The sequence below is a fragment of the Streptomyces lycii genome, assembly GCF_009735685.1.
Lineage (GTDB): Bacteria > Actinomycetota > Actinomycetes > Streptomycetales > Streptomycetaceae > Streptomyces > Streptomyces lycii.
The window spans coordinates 1-13,398 of the sequence record NZ_WHPN01000152.1 but is presented as its reverse complement, the minus strand read 5'-3'; the positions used below and the strand labels follow the sequence as shown (position 1 = coordinate 13,398).

Below are 13,398 nucleotides of genomic sequence, written 5' to 3'. Positions count from 1 at the left end.
TTGGCGGCTCCGGCGGCGACGCCGATGTCGCGGACCGCGCCCGGCGTGTCCACGCGTCGCTGGTCGGGCACCTGCGCGGCGGTCCCGGCCCGTCACTCGCGTCCCGTGCCCCCGGCCCCGTGTCCCGTACCGGGCCGGCGGCGCCCGGCGGCGGGGCCGACCGCGGCATCCCGCCCGACGTGGCGCGGTGGCTCACCGGCCGCCGGCTGCTCGCCCCGGACGGCACGGGGGTCAGCTCGCCCGAACGCGCCCTCGCCGACCTGCTCGCGGAGCAGGGCGCCCAACTGCGCGCGGCGTTCGACGTCCTGGAACGGAACCTCCGCGCGGTGGACGACGTGGTGGGCATGCTGCCCGCGCCCCGTACGCCCGATCACAGCAGCATCGAGGCCGAGTTCTTCGAGGACCGGGACCAGCTGCGCCGGCGCATCGACGAATTCCATCCGCTCACCCGCAGCGAGATGCTCTGCATGCGGACCACGTTTCCCGAGCCGGAGGTGCTCGACCGCAGCCTGGTCACCGACCTGGAAGTGCTCGGCCGGGGCGTGCACTGCCGGATGCTCGTCTCCACCAGCGCCCTGCGCCGCCCGGGCGCGGCCCGCTATCTGGAGGCGCTGGCGGAGGCGGGCGCCGAGGTGCGGGTGGCCGCCTCCTGCCCGCTCTACCTCCTGATCGTCGACCGCGAACTGACCGTCCTGTGGGCGGGCGTCGGAACGGACCGTGACAGGGGCGACGTGGCGCTGCACGGCCCGCTCATCGCGTCCTGCTTCGTCCAGGTCTTCGAGCACAACTGGGACGCCGCCGCCCCGCACGACCCCGGCGCGGACGGGCGCCGGGCCGGGACGTCCCGCGCCCGCGACTGGAGCCCGCGCGAACGCGAGGTGCTGGCGCTGCTCGCCACCGGCGCCAAGGACGAGTCCATCGCCCGCCGCCTCGGGGTCTCCGACCGTACGCTGCGCCGCCTGATGACCCGGCTCATCGAGAAACTGGGCGCCGACAGCCGCTTCGCCGCCGGAGTCGAGGCGGCCCGGCTGGGCCTGGTGGACTGAGGCGCCGGGCCCTGCGGAGCGTGCCGGATCCGGTTCGGCGGGGGCCCGCGCCTCGTCAGCGGTGCCGGATGCCGGACACTCCGGAGCCGTCCCCGGCCGTGAGGACCGCGGAGAACGCGGCCCAGCTCCCGGCCGGGAAGCGGAGTATGCGGCTGTCGGGGTCCTTGGAGTCGCGCACCGCGACGGTGCCGGGCACGTTGGTCGCGACCTCCACGCATTCCTGGCCTGCGTTGCCCCCGCTGAAGCTGGACTTGACGAACACGAAGTCGGCCACGCGCGCTACATCTCCTTGCGAATGTCGGCGATCAGATCGGCCGAGTCGCGCTGCGCCAGGCTGAGCCGTGTGATGCGGTCGAAAATGCCGCTGTGGTGCGTCGCGTCGGCTTCGCTCTCCAGCCAGAGCGTACTGGACGCGGTGTCCATGTAGACGACATCCATCGCGCCCGGCTCGGCGAACGAAACGATGGTGAAGGCGCTGGTCATCCCGGGATGCGCGCCCGCCGAATGCGGTACCACCTGCAAGTGAACGTTCGGCAGTTGCGCGGAGTCCAGCAAGTGCCCGAGCTGTTCGCGCATCACACGTCGTCCGCCGACCAACTGGCGAATCGCCGCCTCGTGCAGTACGGCCCAGAGGTGTAGCGGGGACTCACCGGTCAGCCTCGCCTGGCGGGCCATGCGCGACTCGACGAACGGCTCGATGGCGTCCGGGTCCTCCCACAACCCGTTCCCCACCGCGAGCGAGCGTGCGTAGCCGGCGGTCTGGAGCAGTCCGGGAACACAGGCCAACTGCCAGGTGCGCAGACTGGTGGCGATGTCCTCCAGAGCCACGTACTGAACCAGGTCCGGCAGCTCGGGGTACTGGTTCCACCAGCCTTTGGCCTTTCGGCGGTCGCGGTCGACCCGGGCCAGTTCCAGCAGACTGCCGACGGTGGCGGGATCGGTCACTCCGTACAGCTCGCACAAGGCCCGGATGTCGGGATCCCGGATCGGTACCCAGCCCCGCTCCATCTTCGCGACCTTCGCAGTTGACGCCGTCAGGGTCTCCGCGGCCTGGGGCTGAGTCATTCCCACTGCGGTGCGGAGCTTGATGAGTTCGGCGCCGAGCCGCCGTCCGAGGACTGTCGAAGTGCTGTTGCCCTGCATGGGCCGAGCTGCCGTCACGAATGTGTCCTCTCGGGGGTGTTGGGGTCATTTTGCTGGGGCTTCGATCCACGCCGCAACTCGTTCGGTGGATATTTCATTGGTGGATATTGCGCAGAGTCGAAGGTGATGGGACGTTCCGTAGCGACCGCTGCGCACTGCGGTGCCGACTTGGGCGAAGTGCCTTGCTCCGGGATGTCCGGAAGCGGCGCGTCCGCCCGCCCGTATCAGGAGGTAAGCCACGATGACCGAATCCCCAGCCCGTGCCGGGGCCGCCTCCCGGCAACCCGCGCTGCGCCGGGACGTGTTGGACTACGCGCTGACTCCCCGCAGCGTCACGCTCGCCCGGCGCCGGGCCGTGGGGCTCGTGGAGGAGTGGGGGCACCCCGGAATCGCGGGGGACGTCGCGGTGCTGCTGTCGGAGCTGGCCACCAATGCCCTGCTGCACGGGCACGTCCCGGGCCGCCTCTTCCGCGTGGAGCTGGCCCTCACCCGTACCGTGCTCCGTATCGCCGTGTCCGACGCCCGGGGCGAGACGCTGCCGTGTCCGCGCACCGCGCCGCCCGAGGAGCACACCGGCCGCGGGCTGCTCATCGTCGAGACGCTCGCGGCCCGCTGGGGCGTGGAGCGGCGAACCGTCGGCAAGACGGTCTGGTGCGAGCTGGACCTGCCGGGTCGCGGAGCTTCGGGGTCCCGCGGGCACGGGCAGCCGGGGCCGGGCACGCCGGGTCCGTATCGTGCGGTCTGCGAACCCGCACCCCGTCCGGAGCGACACGGAAAGAGGAGCCGAGCATGGCCGATCACCTGACCGTCATGACCACCACCGACAGCGCCGAGAAGGCCGAAGCCCTCGCCCGCGGCGCCGTCGAGACGCGCGTCGCCGCCTGTGTGCAGATCAGCGCGCCGGTCACCTCCGTGTACCGGTGGGAGGGTGCCGTCGAGACGGCACAGGAGTGGCAGGTGCTGTTCAAGACGGCCGCCGCCCGGTACGGGGAGCTGGAGACGTACATCCGGGCCGTGCACGACTACGACACCCCGGAGATCATCGCCACCCCGGTCACCCGGGGCGGCACGGACTACCTCGCCTGGATCGACGCGGAGACGGCGGCGTGACGGGCCCCGGTCCTGCCGGGACGGTGTGAGCGCACCCGCCCCTTCTTAAGTGCTGGCTTAATTAATGCAGTGCGTGGCATAGTTGCCCGCATGCGCGCTTTCGACGTACTCGGAGATCCGGTCAGGCGCCGGATATTGGAGCTGCTCGCCTCCGGCGAGCAGGCGTCGGGCCAGATCAGCGCCGTGATCCGGGAGGAGTTCGGGATCTCCGCGCCGGCCGTTTCGCAGCATCTGCGGGTGCTCCGCGACAGCGGCTTCGCGTCCGTACGGGCGGAGGGCACGCGGCGGCTGTACGCCGTCGAGGCCGAGCCACTGCGTGAGGTGGACGTCTGGCTGCAGCGGTTCCGCGGGTTCTGGGAGCAGCGGCTCGACGCGCTCGGCACGGAACTCGCGCGGGGCAAGCGCGAGCGCAGGCACACAGAGGGAGCGAGCAGGGATGAGTGACATCTTCGAGGAGATCAACCGGCTGCACCGCGAGGTCGGCAACCGTGCGGTGGAGGCCGGCCAGGCCCGGACCGTGCTGCTGCGCCGCACCTACCCGGCGGAGATCGCCGACGTGTGGGACGCGGTCACGTCGCCGGAGCGGCTCGGGCGCTGGTTCCTGCCGGTGACCGGTGAGTTCAAGGTCGGCGGACGGTATCAGCTGGAGGGCAACGCCGGCGGCGAGATCCTCGAATGCGCCCCGCCGGAGCGGCTGCGGGTGTCCTGGCTGTACGGGCCCGACCCCGGGTTCAGCGAGGTCGGGGTGCGGCTGGCGGCCGAGGGCCCGGAGCGGACCGTGTTCGAGCTGGAGCACGTGGCGGTGGTGCCGGAGGAGTTCTGGGGGCAGTTCGGGCCCGGAGCCCTGGGCGTGGGCTACGACCTGGGGCTGGTCGGCCTGGACCGGCACCTCGCGGGCCGCGACCTCGGCAAGGACTGGGAGTCGTCCCCGGAGGGCAGGGCGTACGCGGCGCGGTCGGGCGAGGCGTGGGGCAGGGCGTACGCCGCCTCGGGCGCGGACCCCGGCACCGTGGAGGCCACGACGGCGGCGACGATCGCGTTCTACACGGCGACGGACTGAGGGCTGTCCCGTGGTCCCGGCGGCGCACGACGGCAGCCACGGCGCCGCGCCGCGTTGCCGGACCGCCCGGATACGCCTGGCCTTGAGGCCGGTCCTCCGCCCCGCGACACACCGCGTCCGGCGCCGCGCACCGATCCGCCGGGGACGACGGGCCGCCCGGGCGGGGGATCCGGTGCCCGCCCGCCGTATGGCTCCCACGACTCCTTCGAGCCGCCTTCGTACGCGGCCGGTCAAGGGCCGTCCCGGGCCACCGGCAGCCGTCAGCCGCCGGGCGGGGCGTCCGCCGCCTCCACCCGTACCGCGCACACCTTGAACTCCGGCATCCGCGACACCGGGTCCAGCGCGGGGTTCGTCAGCGTGTTCGCGCGGCCCTCGCCCGGCCAGTGGAACGGCATGAACACCGTGTCGGCCCTGATGTCACGGGTGACGCGTGCCGGGGCCACCGCGCGGCCCCGGCGGGAGGTGACCGCCACCGGGTCGCCCTCCGCGACGCCGAGCCGTTCGGCCAGGTGCGGGTGCAGCTCGACGAACGGGCCCGGCGCGGCGGCGTTCAGCTCGGCGACCCGCCGGGTCTGCGCGCCCGACTGGTACTGCGAGACCACCCGGCCCGTCGTCAGGTACAGCGGGAAGTCCGCGTCCGGCTCCTCCGCGGCGGGACGGTGCGTCACCGGTACGAAGCGGGCCCGGCCGTCCTCGGTGGCGAACCGTTCCAGGAACAGCCGCCGGGTGCCGGGGTGCCGCTCGTCCGGACAGGGCCAGAAGACGCCGTCCTCCTCCGCGATCCGCCGGTAGCTGATGCCGGAGTAGTCGGCGGGACCGCCCGCCGAGGCGCGCCGCAGCTCCTCGAAGACCTCCTCCGGGTCGGCCGGGAAGCTCTTCTCCCGGCCGCCCAGCCTGCTCGCCAGGCCGTTCAGCACCTCCAGGTCCGAGCGCACCCCGGCCGGGGGGTCGAGGGCTTTGCGGCGCAGGACGACCCGGCCCTCCAGATTGGTGGTCGTACCGGTCTCCTCGGCCCACTGCGTGACGGGCAGGACGACGTCCGCCATCGCCGCGGTCTCCGAGAGCACGACATCGGCGACGGCCAGGAAGTCCAGCGCCGCGAACCGCTCGGTGATGTGCGCGGCGCGGGGCGCGGACACCACCGGGTTCGAGCCCATGACCAGCAGCGACCGGATGTCCGTACCGAGGGCGTCGAGGAGTTCGTAGGCGCTGCGGCCGGGGGCCGGGAGGGAGTCCGGGTGGACGCCCCACACACCCGCGACGTGGGCGCGGGCGGCGGGGTCGGCGAGCTTGCGGTAGCCGGGCAGCTGGTCCGCCTTCTGTCCGTGCTCGCGACCGCCCTGCCCGTTGCCCTGGCCGGTGAGGCAGCCGTAGCCGGACAGCGGGCGCCCGGCGCGGCCGGTGGCGAGGCAGAGATTGATCCAGGCGCCGACGGTGTCGGTGCCCTTCGACTGCTGCTCGGGACCGCGTGCCGTGAGCACCATCCCGCTCGGAGCGCCGCAGAACAGCTCCACCGCCTCGCGCAGCGCGGGCAGCGGCACACCGGTGATCCGCTCCACCTGCTCCGGCCAGTGCGCCATGGCCGCGGCACGGGCCTCGGGCCAGCCGGACGTCCGTGCCGCCACGAACGCCTCGTCCAGATGCCCCTCGGCGACCACCAGGTGCAGCATGCCGAGCGCCAGCGCCAGATCCGTACCGGGGCGCGGCGCGAGATGCAGGTCGGCCAGTTCGGCGGTACGGGTGCGGCGCGGGTCGACGACGACGAGCTTGCCGCCGTTCTCCTTCAGCTCCCGCAGATAGCGCAGGGCGGGCGGCATGGTCTCGGCGATGTTCGAGCCGACGAGCACGACGCAGCCGGTGCGCGCGACGTCCTCCAGCGGGAACGGAAGCCCCCGGTCCAGCCCGAACGCCCGCTGGTGCGCGGCGGCGGCCGAGGACATGCAGAAGCGGCCGTTGTAGTCGATCTGCGAGGTGCCGAGCACGACCCGGGCGAACTTGCCGAGCCCGTACGCCTTCTCGTTGGTCAGCCCGCCGCCGCCGAACACGCCGACCGCGTCCGGTCCGTGAGCCGCCCGGGTACGGGCCAGGGCCTCGGCGATCCGGTCCAGCGCCTCGTCCCAGCCCGCCGGGGCCAGTTCGCCGCCGGGCTCGCGGCGGACCAGCGGTTCGGTCAGCCGGACCCGGCGGTCGAGCACGGCGGCGGCGGTGCGGCCCTTGCCGCAGAGAGCGCCCCGGTTGACGGGGAAGGAGGGGCGCTCGACCACCTCCACCCCGGGCCCGCCGCGCCCGCCCGGCACTCGGGGCACCCTGGACGCCCCCGGTCCGTCCGGCACACCGGCGGCACCCGGCTCCTGTTCCTCGCCGGGGCCGGATCCGGAGACCGCCCGCAGTCCCATCCCGCACTGCAGCGCGCAGTACGGGCAGTGGGTGTCGACGGTGGCCGGAGCAGGGGTGACGTTCATACCCGCCAGCGTGCTTCCCCCGTGTTACGCGTCGCTCCCGCCCGGGTTACGCCTCCCGCACGGGGACCTCAGCGGCGGCACCCGGGCACGGTGAGGCGGCCCCGGCACCCCGATCCGGCGGCACAGCGGAAAGCCGGACACGTACCCGGAAGGACAGTGCACGGACAGCGGTCAGGACCGTACGTCCCGCTGCTGCACTTCTTTGAGTACCGCCGACACCGTGGCGAAGCCGTTGTCCACGTGAAGCACCCTGTGACCGTGGTGGACTGCTGTCGCACACACCAGAAGATCGATGGCCCCGGCGGCGCGGTGCTGCGCTCGCTGCGTGAGCTTGTACTGGGCGGTGTCGACCCAGCGCCACGCGTTCTCGGGAACCGGCGAGGAACGGCAAAGAGCATCGATTTCCTCGGCCAATTCGTCGCGATGGGCCGGGGGGCGCAGCGAGTCGGCCGCCCGGACGGCGGCGAGCGGGACGGCGGCGAGCGGGACGGCGGTGAGCGGGACGGCGGTGAGCGGGACGGCGGCGGACCGTACGGCAGCGCGCCGGGCCGTTCCGGATCAGCCGCCGGACGCCAGCGCGTCCCGTATGCCCGGCTCCTGCGGGCCCAGGAAGTGCGGGTCCGGGCGGAACGCGGCGTCCAGGGCCGCCTTCCCGGCCGCGAGGATCTCCCGGGCGCCGCCCGCGTACCAGACGGGGGTGCGCGGCTCGGCGACCCCGACCCCGTACGCGTCGAGCCCCGCCCGCCCGCACAGCGCAAGCGCCCGGCGGATGTGGAAGTCCTGGCTGACCAGCACCGCACGCTCCACCCCGAAGATCTTCCTCGCCCGTGCGCAGGAGTCCCAGGTGTCGAATCCGGCGTAGTCGCTGACGATCCGGTCGTCCGGGACGCCGCGCTCCACGAGATACGCACGCATCGCGTCCGGCTCGTCGTAGTCCCGGCGGCTGTTGTCACCCGTGACCAGCAGCACCCGGACCGTCCCCGCCCGGTACAGCTCCGCGGCCGCGTCCAGCCGGTGCGCCAGATACGGCGACGGGTCGCCGTCCCACAGGCCCGCGCCGAACACCACCGCCACCGGGGCCGCGGGGACGGAGGCGGTGTCCCGCACCCGGTCCGAGGCGGTCGCCGTCATCCATGTCATGGGCGCCAGCGCCAGCACACAGCCCAGCACCGCCGCCCGCACGGCCCGCCGGCGGCCGCGCCGGGTCCGCGGCAGCCGCGGCCGGAGCCGCAGCGACAGCGCGGCCCTGGCCCGGACAGCCCAAGCCGCGCGCCGAACCGGACTCGCCCGCCGCGCCGGGCGCTCCTGCCGCGCCGGGTCCGGCTCACCGGCGGCCCCGGGCCCTCGCCCGGCCGGGCCGGCCCACCCGGCTGTGCCCGTCGCGCGTGCAGCGCCCCCGTCCGTGCTCGTGCCCCTGCCCGCGCTCGTGCCACCCACGCCGCTCGCCGCCCCCGCAATCCCTGTCAGCCCCCGCGGCAGCGGCTGCTGCCGTGCCCTCATGAGCCACAACGCCGATCACCGGCCGCGCGGTTCCCGGCTGCCCGGCCCTTCCGGCAGCTGTCCGGCAGCCGTCCGACGGCCCTTGCGACGGCCCTTCCGACGGCCGTTCCGACGAGCCTTCCGACGGCCGTTCCGACGGCCCTTCCGACGGCCCTTCCGCCGTGCGGCACGGCGTCCTCACCGCGGCCGCGGGCGGAGGTGAAGCCGTGGAAACCAGCTGTCATCACGGCGCAACGGCCCGGCAACGCCCGCCCGGCAGACTCCCTTCATGACGGCGTCCCACACCCTCCCGAACCCGGTCCCCCTCGGCAGCACGGCGCAGCTCATGTCGCAGATCACCGGCAGGCTCACCGCCGGCCTGGCCGGTGCGGGGACGCGTGCCGCCCGCGGCCGAGCGGCCCGCCGGCCCGCCCTGATCGCCGTCGCGCACGGCAGCCGCGACCCCGGGGCGCTGCGCACCGTGACGGCCCTGCTGGACCGCGTACGGGCCCTGCGGCCGGACCTCTCCGTCCGCCTCGGCCACATCGAACTCAACGAGCCGCTGCTCACCGACACCCTGGCCGACCCCGCGCTGCGGTCCACGGGAGCCGTGCTGGTGCCGCTGCTGCTCAGCCGCGGCCACCACGTCAAGCACGACATCCCGCGGATGCTCGCCGCCGCCCCGGGTCTGGACGCACGGTTCGCCGCGCCGCTCGGCCCGCACCCGCTGCTCGTCGAGGCGCTGCACGGGCGTCTCCAGGAGGCCGGCCGCCGCCCGGGAACGGAGCCCGGCCCGCGCCCGTCGCTCCCGTACGACGGAGTGGTCCTCGCCGCGGCCGGGTCCCGGTACCCCGACGCCGCGGTCGACACCGGGTGCTCGGCCCGGATGCTGAGCGAGCGGCTCGGCGGCGTCCCGGTCGTCGCCGGGTACGCCTCGGCCGCGGCCCCGACCGTGCCGGAGGCGCTGCGCGCGCTCCGGGCGCGCGGCTGCCGCCGGATCGCGGTGGCCTCGTACTTCACCGCCCCGGGCCGGTTCGCGAGCGACAGCGCGGCCGCCGCACCGGGCGCTGCCGCCGCCCCGCTGGGCGACCACCCGGCGCTGGCCCGGCTGGTCCTCGGCCGCTACGCGGAAGCCCTCGCCACCCCGGAGACGCTCCGCCCCGCCGTGTAGCCCCGGCTGCCCGGTGCCACGCGCCCGGTGCCACCCGGCCGGTGCCAGCCGCTCGGCGCGACCCGCTCGGCGCCGTCCGCCCGGCGCCATCCGCAGCGCGGCCCCGGCCGTCCGGGGCCCGGCCGCCGCCACCCATTTTCGGTGTGCGGTCCCGGTCGTCCGTCCGGTGCCGCCTGCCCGCCGCCACCTGCCGAGCCGCCACCCGCCCGCCGCCACCCGCCCGGTGCACTGCCGTGCGCGACCCCGGTGCCCTTCCACCGTGCGGCCCCGGCCGTCCGGCCGCGGACCCGTTCGGCCGCGCACCCTGTCCGGCCGCTCGGCCGCGCACCCCCGGCCACTCGCCCGGTCGACGCCAACCGCGCACCCCGCCCGGCGCACCCGTCCGGCCGCGCACCCCGCCCGGCGCACTCGCTCGGCGCACTCGCTCGGCCGCACACCCCACTGGGCCGCACACCCCGCTCAGCCGCGCACCCCGTCCGGCGCACCCGCTCGGCCGCTCAGCCCTACCGGGCCGCACAGTCCCGGCCACTCGCCCGGTCCGGCTCCGGCCGCGCCGCCCCGTGCCGACGGCCGTCCCCGGCTCCGTGCCTCCTTGGGCCCGCGCCGGGGCCCTCGTGGCTCCCCTGGCTCCCGTGGGCCCCGTGATCCGCCGGACCGTCACCGGCTGCGGTTACGGTCGGTGGCATGGACGGCACCGCACGGCCCGAGACCGGCGCCCGCGAGGCGTACGGCACCTCCGTGCCGGGATACGACCCGGCCGACGTCGAGCGCTGGGCGCCCGAACCGGACAAGCGGCCGGGCCGGACCGACTTCCAGCGGGACCGCGCCCGGGTGCTGCACTCCGCCGCGCTGCGCAGGCTCGCCGGGAAGACGCAGGTGGTGACGCCGGGGATCGCCGGCGCGGACGTCGCGTGGGACGCCAGCCCGCGCACCCGGCTCACGCACTCCCTGGAGTGCGCCCAGGTCGGCCGGGAGCTGGGTGCCGCGCTCGGCTGCGACCCGGACCTGGTGGAGGTCGCCTGCCTGGCGCACGACCTCGGCCACCCGCCCTTCGGGCACAACGGCGAACAGGTGCTGGACGAATTCGCGGCCGACTGCGGCGGTTTCGAGGGCAATGCCCAGTCGCTGCGCCTGCTGACCCGGCTGGAGCCGAAGCGCTTCGTCCGCGCGGACGGAACGCGCGGGACCGGGGTGTTCGGCACCGGCCCCGCGCCCGCCGGCGGCCCCGCCGCCCCCGGCCCGGGCACCGGCGGCGACGGCACGGTCAGCGTCGGCCTGAACCTCACCCGCGCCGCCCTCGACGCCGCCACCAAGTACCCGTGGCCGCGCGGCGGACGCCCCGGCGACCCGGAGTCCCCGAAGTTCGGCGTGTACGAGGACGACCTGCCGGTCTTCGACTGGCTGCGCAACGGCGCCCCGGCCGCCCGGCGCTGCTTCGAGGCGCAGGTCATGGACTGGTCCGACGACGTGGCGTACTCGGTGCACGACGTCGAGGACGGGCTGCACGCCGGGCACATCGACCCGAACATGCTGCTCGCCGAGCCCGAGCGGCGCGACATCTTCGCGGTGGCCGCCCGCCGCTACGCCCCGCCCGGCGGCGCGGCCCCCGACGAACTCGCCGAGGCCCTCGACCGGCTGCTGGACCAGGAGTGGTGGCCGCACGGCTATGACGGCTCCGCGCCCGCCCAGGCCCGGCTCAAGGACGCCACCAGCCAGCTGATCGGCCGGTTCTGCCTGGCCGCCGAGGCCGCCACCCGGACGGCGTACGGCTCCGGGCGGCTCACCCGGTACGCGGCCGAACTGGTCGTGCCCCGCGCCACCCGCCTGGAGTGCGCGGTGCTCAAGGCGGTCGCCGACCGGTATGTGATGCAGCGCGCCGACCAGGCACGGGTCCGCGCCGAGCAGCGCGTGATCCTCGGCGAGCTGGCGCGGGCGCTGACCGCCCGAGCCCCGGACGGGCTGGACCCGCAGTTCCGCGCGCTGTACGCGGCGGCCGCGGACGACGGCGAGCGGCAGCGGGTGGTCGTCGACCAGATCGCGGCGCTGACGGACACCGCGGCGCGCGCCCTGCACGCCCGGCTGACGGCGCCGCGCGCCGCGTAGCGCGGCCGCGGTGGTGCGCCGCAGTGGCGCGCCGGTGACCGCGCCGACCCCCACCGGGCGGGTGACCGCCCCGGCCCAGGCGGCTCACTCCCTCTTCCCGCCGCACGCTCCGTGCGGGACTCTCACAGGGGACCGGTCCGGGACGGGGGACGGACCGGGCACGGACCGGGGACGTACGGACGAGCGGGCGTACGCGAGACGCCCGGCAGCGAGGAGGCATCACGTGGTCGACGCACATCAGACCTTCGTCATCGTCGGAGGCGGGCTCGCGGGGGTGAAGGCCGCCGAGACGCTGCGCGCCGAGGGGTTCACCGGCCGGGTGATCCTCGTCTGTGACGAACGCGACCACCCCTACGAACGCCCCCCGCTCTCCAAGGGGTACTTGCTGGGCAACGAGGAGCGCGACAGCGTCTTCGTGCACGAACCGGCCTGGTACGCGCAGGCAGAGATCGAGCTGCACCTCGGCCAGCCCGCGGTCCGTCTCGACCGCACCGCGAAGGCGGTCGCGCTCGGCGACGGCACCCGGATCCACTACGACAAGCTGCTGCTCGCCACCGGCGCCGAACCCCGCCGCCTGGACATCCCCGGCACCGGTCTCGCCGGGGTGCACCACCTGCGCCGGCTCGCGCACGCCGAACGGCTGCGCGGCGTCCTCACGGCGCTCGGCCGCGACAACGGCCATCTCGTCATCGCCGGGGCCGGCTGGATCGGCCTGGAGGTGGCGGCCGCCGCCCGCTCGTACGGCGCCGAGGTGACGGTCATCGAGCCCGCCCCCACCCCGCTGCACGGTGTCCTCGGCCCCGAGCTGGGCGCCCTCTTCACCGACCTGCACAGCGAGCACGGCGTCCGCTTCCACTTCGGCGCCCGGCTCACCGAGATCACCGGCCAGGACGGCATGGTGCTCGCCGTGCGCACCGACGACGGCGAGGAGCACCCCGCCCACCAGGTCCTCGCCGCGATCGGTGCCGCGCCGCGCACCGCGCTCGCCGAGTCGGCCGGGCTGGAGCTGGTGGACCGCGCGTCCGGCGGCGGCGTCGCCGTCGACGAGACGCTGCGCACCAGCGACCCCGACGTCTTCGCCGCCGGTGACGTCGCCGCGGCCGCCCACCCGCTGTTCGGCACCCGGCTCCGCGTCGAGCACTGGGCGAACGCCCTGAACGGCGGTCCGGCCGCGGCCCGCGCGATGCTCGGCCAGGAGGTGTCGTACGACCGCATCCCGTACTTCTTCTCCGACCAGTACGACCTCGGCCTGGAGTATTCCGGCTACGCGCCGCCCGGGTCGTACGCGCAGGTGGTGGTCCGCGGTGACGCGGGCAAGCGGGAGTTCACGGCCTTCTGGCCGGCGGCGGACGGCCGGCTGCTCGCGGGCATGAACGTCAACGTGTGGGACGTCAACGAGACCGTGCAGGCGCTGATCCGCTCCGGCCGCCCGCTGGACACGGCCGCGCTCGCCGACCCCGGGACGCCGCTGGAATCCCTTCTCGCGCCGGCCGAGGAGGAGTAGCCGGGTCCCGGGCGCCCGGTGCCGCCGCGGCGCGGTGACCGGGGCGGTGACCGGGGGAGAGGGGCCGCGGTGACCGGGGCGCGGTGACCGGGGACAGGGCCGCGGTGACCGGCCCGGACACGGGGTGGAGGCGGGGTCCGGCGCCGGAGTAGCGTCAGCCGCATGGGGATTCGCACAGAAGTCGTACCGGTGGCGGAGATCTTCGACCTGCGGTGGGCGGTGCTGCGCGCCGGGATGCCCCGGGAGAGCGCCGTCTTCGCCGAGGACTCGGGCCCGGAGGTGTTCCACATCGCGGCCTACGACGGCGACGCGCCGGGCCG

At 75.2% G+C, this 13,398-nt stretch carries 12 protein-coding genes and 1 pseudogene; 8 read left to right on the top strand and 5 right to left on the bottom strand.

Annotation, left to right across the window (positions count from 1 at the left end; translation table 11 throughout):
• Positions 1–1,046: LuxR C-terminal-related transcriptional regulator (locus tag GCU69_RS06350; RefSeq protein WP_156205356.1), on the top strand; the 1,046-nt coding region annotated here is incomplete at its 5' end.
• Between the two features lie 55 nt (positions 1,047–1,101).
• Here the strand turns inward: GCU69_RS06350 and GCU69_RS06345 are convergent.
• Together GCU69_RS06345 and GCU69_RS06340 are read right to left on the bottom strand one after the other, a co-directional pair.
• Positions 1,102–1,320: a DUF397 domain-containing protein gene (locus tag GCU69_RS06345; protein WP_098751792.1), complete on the bottom strand. Its 219-nt coding sequence runs from the start codon at positions 1,318–1,320 to the stop codon at positions 1,102–1,104.
• Positions 1,321–1,325: 5 nt separating this feature from the next.
• Positions 1,326–2,189 carry a helix-turn-helix domain-containing protein gene (locus GCU69_RS06340; RefSeq protein ID WP_098751791.1) on the bottom strand — a complete coding sequence of 288 codons (864 nt, stop codon included), beginning with the start codon at positions 2,187–2,189 and terminating at the stop codon, positions 1,326–1,328.
• A gap of 241 nt (positions 2,190–2,430) precedes the next feature.
• Here GCU69_RS06340 and GCU69_RS06335 point away from each other — a divergent pair, with 241 nt between their 5' ends.
• From GCU69_RS06335 to GCU69_RS06320, 4 genes are all read left to right on the top strand, one after another.
• A complete protein-coding gene (locus GCU69_RS06335) occupies positions 2,431–2,994 on the top strand; it encodes an ATP-binding protein (protein WP_156205355.1) in 564 nt (187 codons plus the stop codon).
• A complete protein-coding gene (gene cutA / locus GCU69_RS06330; RefSeq protein WP_098751790.1) occupies positions 2,979–3,299 on the top strand; it encodes a divalent-cation tolerance protein CutA in 321 nt (106 codons plus the stop codon). The genes GCU69_RS06335 and cutA overlap by 16 nt, the downstream gene beginning before the upstream one ends.
• 90 nt (positions 3,300–3,389) lie before the next feature.
• Positions 3,390–3,743: an ArsR/SmtB family transcription factor gene (locus GCU69_RS06325; RefSeq protein ID WP_156205354.1), complete on the top strand. Its 354-nt coding sequence runs from the start codon at positions 3,390–3,392 to the stop codon at positions 3,741–3,743.
• The gene (locus tag GCU69_RS06320; protein WP_156205353.1) at positions 3,736–4,359 is read left to right on the top strand and encodes an SRPBCC family protein; all 624 of its coding nucleotides are present in this window, start codon (positions 3,736–3,738) and stop codon (positions 4,357–4,359) included. The genes GCU69_RS06325 and GCU69_RS06320 overlap by 8 nt, the downstream gene beginning before the upstream one ends.
• 260 nt (positions 4,360–4,619) lie before the next feature.
• On the opposite strand, the gene GCU69_RS06315 is transcribed toward GCU69_RS06320, so the two are convergent.
• The 3 genes and pseudogenes from GCU69_RS06315 to GCU69_RS06305 form a co-directional block, all read right to left on the bottom strand.
• Positions 4,620–6,821, bottom strand: coding sequence for a molybdopterin oxidoreductase family protein (locus GCU69_RS06315; RefSeq protein ID WP_098751787.1), 2,202 nt, complete (start codon positions 6,819–6,821; stop codon positions 4,620–4,622).
• A 171-nt stretch (positions 6,822–6,992) separates the two neighbouring features.
• Positions 6,993–7,265 (bottom strand): annotated as a pseudogene (locus GCU69_RS06310) (VapC toxin family PIN domain ribonuclease); the annotation flags it as partial.
• Between the two features lie 114 nt (positions 7,266–7,379).
• Positions 7,380–8,060, bottom strand: a complete 681-nt coding sequence (locus GCU69_RS06305; RefSeq protein ID WP_235978274.1) for a SanA/YdcF family protein — start codon at positions 8,058–8,060, stop codon at positions 7,380–7,382.
• A gap of 529 nt (positions 8,061–8,589) precedes the next feature.
• On the opposite strand from GCU69_RS06305, the gene GCU69_RS06300 reads away from it, so the two are divergent.
• The 3 genes from GCU69_RS06300 to GCU69_RS06290 all read left to right on the top strand — a co-directional run bounded on the left by GCU69_RS06300 (position 8,590) and on the right by GCU69_RS06290 (position 13,078).
• Entirely contained in the window at positions 8,590–9,471 is an 882-nt protein-coding gene (locus GCU69_RS06300) for a sirohydrochlorin chelatase (RefSeq protein ID WP_156205351.1), read from the top strand.
• 684 nt (positions 9,472–10,155) lie between these two features.
• Positions 10,156–11,574, top strand: coding sequence for a deoxyguanosinetriphosphate triphosphohydrolase (locus GCU69_RS06295; RefSeq protein ID WP_156205350.1), 1,419 nt, complete (start codon positions 10,156–10,158; stop codon positions 11,572–11,574).
• 223 nt (positions 11,575–11,797) lie between these two features.
• On the top strand, positions 11,798–13,078 hold the full coding sequence (locus tag GCU69_RS06290; protein WP_098751783.1) for an NAD(P)/FAD-dependent oxidoreductase: 1,281 nt from the start codon (positions 11,798–11,800) through the stop codon (positions 13,076–13,078).
• The last annotated feature ends 320 nt before the right edge of the window (positions 13,079–13,398 follow it).

What these genes read in the sequence shown, in the direction of transcription:
- GCU69_RS06335 (WP_156205355.1), top strand. Translation starts at nt 2,431, where the DNA reads ATGACCGAATCCCCAGCCCGTGCCGGGGCCGCCTCCCGGCAACCCGCG.
- cutA (WP_098751790.1), top strand. Translation starts at nt 2,979, where the DNA reads ATGGCCGATCACCTGACCGTCATGACCACCACCGACAGCGCCGAGAAG.
- GCU69_RS06315 (WP_098751787.1), bottom strand. Translation starts at nt 6,821, where the DNA reads ATGAACGTCACCCCTGCTCCGGCCACCGTCGACACCCACTGCCCGTAC.
- GCU69_RS06320 (WP_156205353.1), top strand. Translation starts at nt 3,736, where the DNA reads ATGAGTGACATCTTCGAGGAGATCAACCGGCTGCACCGCGAGGTCGGC.
- GCU69_RS06325 (WP_156205354.1), top strand. Translation starts at nt 3,390, where the DNA reads ATGCGCGCTTTCGACGTACTCGGAGATCCGGTCAGGCGCCGGATATTG.
- GCU69_RS06300 (WP_156205351.1), top strand. Translation starts at nt 8,590, where the DNA reads ATGACGGCGTCCCACACCCTCCCGAACCCGGTCCCCCTCGGCAGCACG.
- GCU69_RS06340 (WP_098751791.1), bottom strand. Translation starts at nt 2,189, where the DNA reads ATGCAGGGCAACAGCACTTCGACAGTCCTCGGACGGCGGCTCGGCGCC.
- GCU69_RS06295 (WP_156205350.1), top strand. Translation starts at nt 10,156, where the DNA reads ATGGACGGCACCGCACGGCCCGAGACCGGCGCCCGCGAGGCGTACGGC.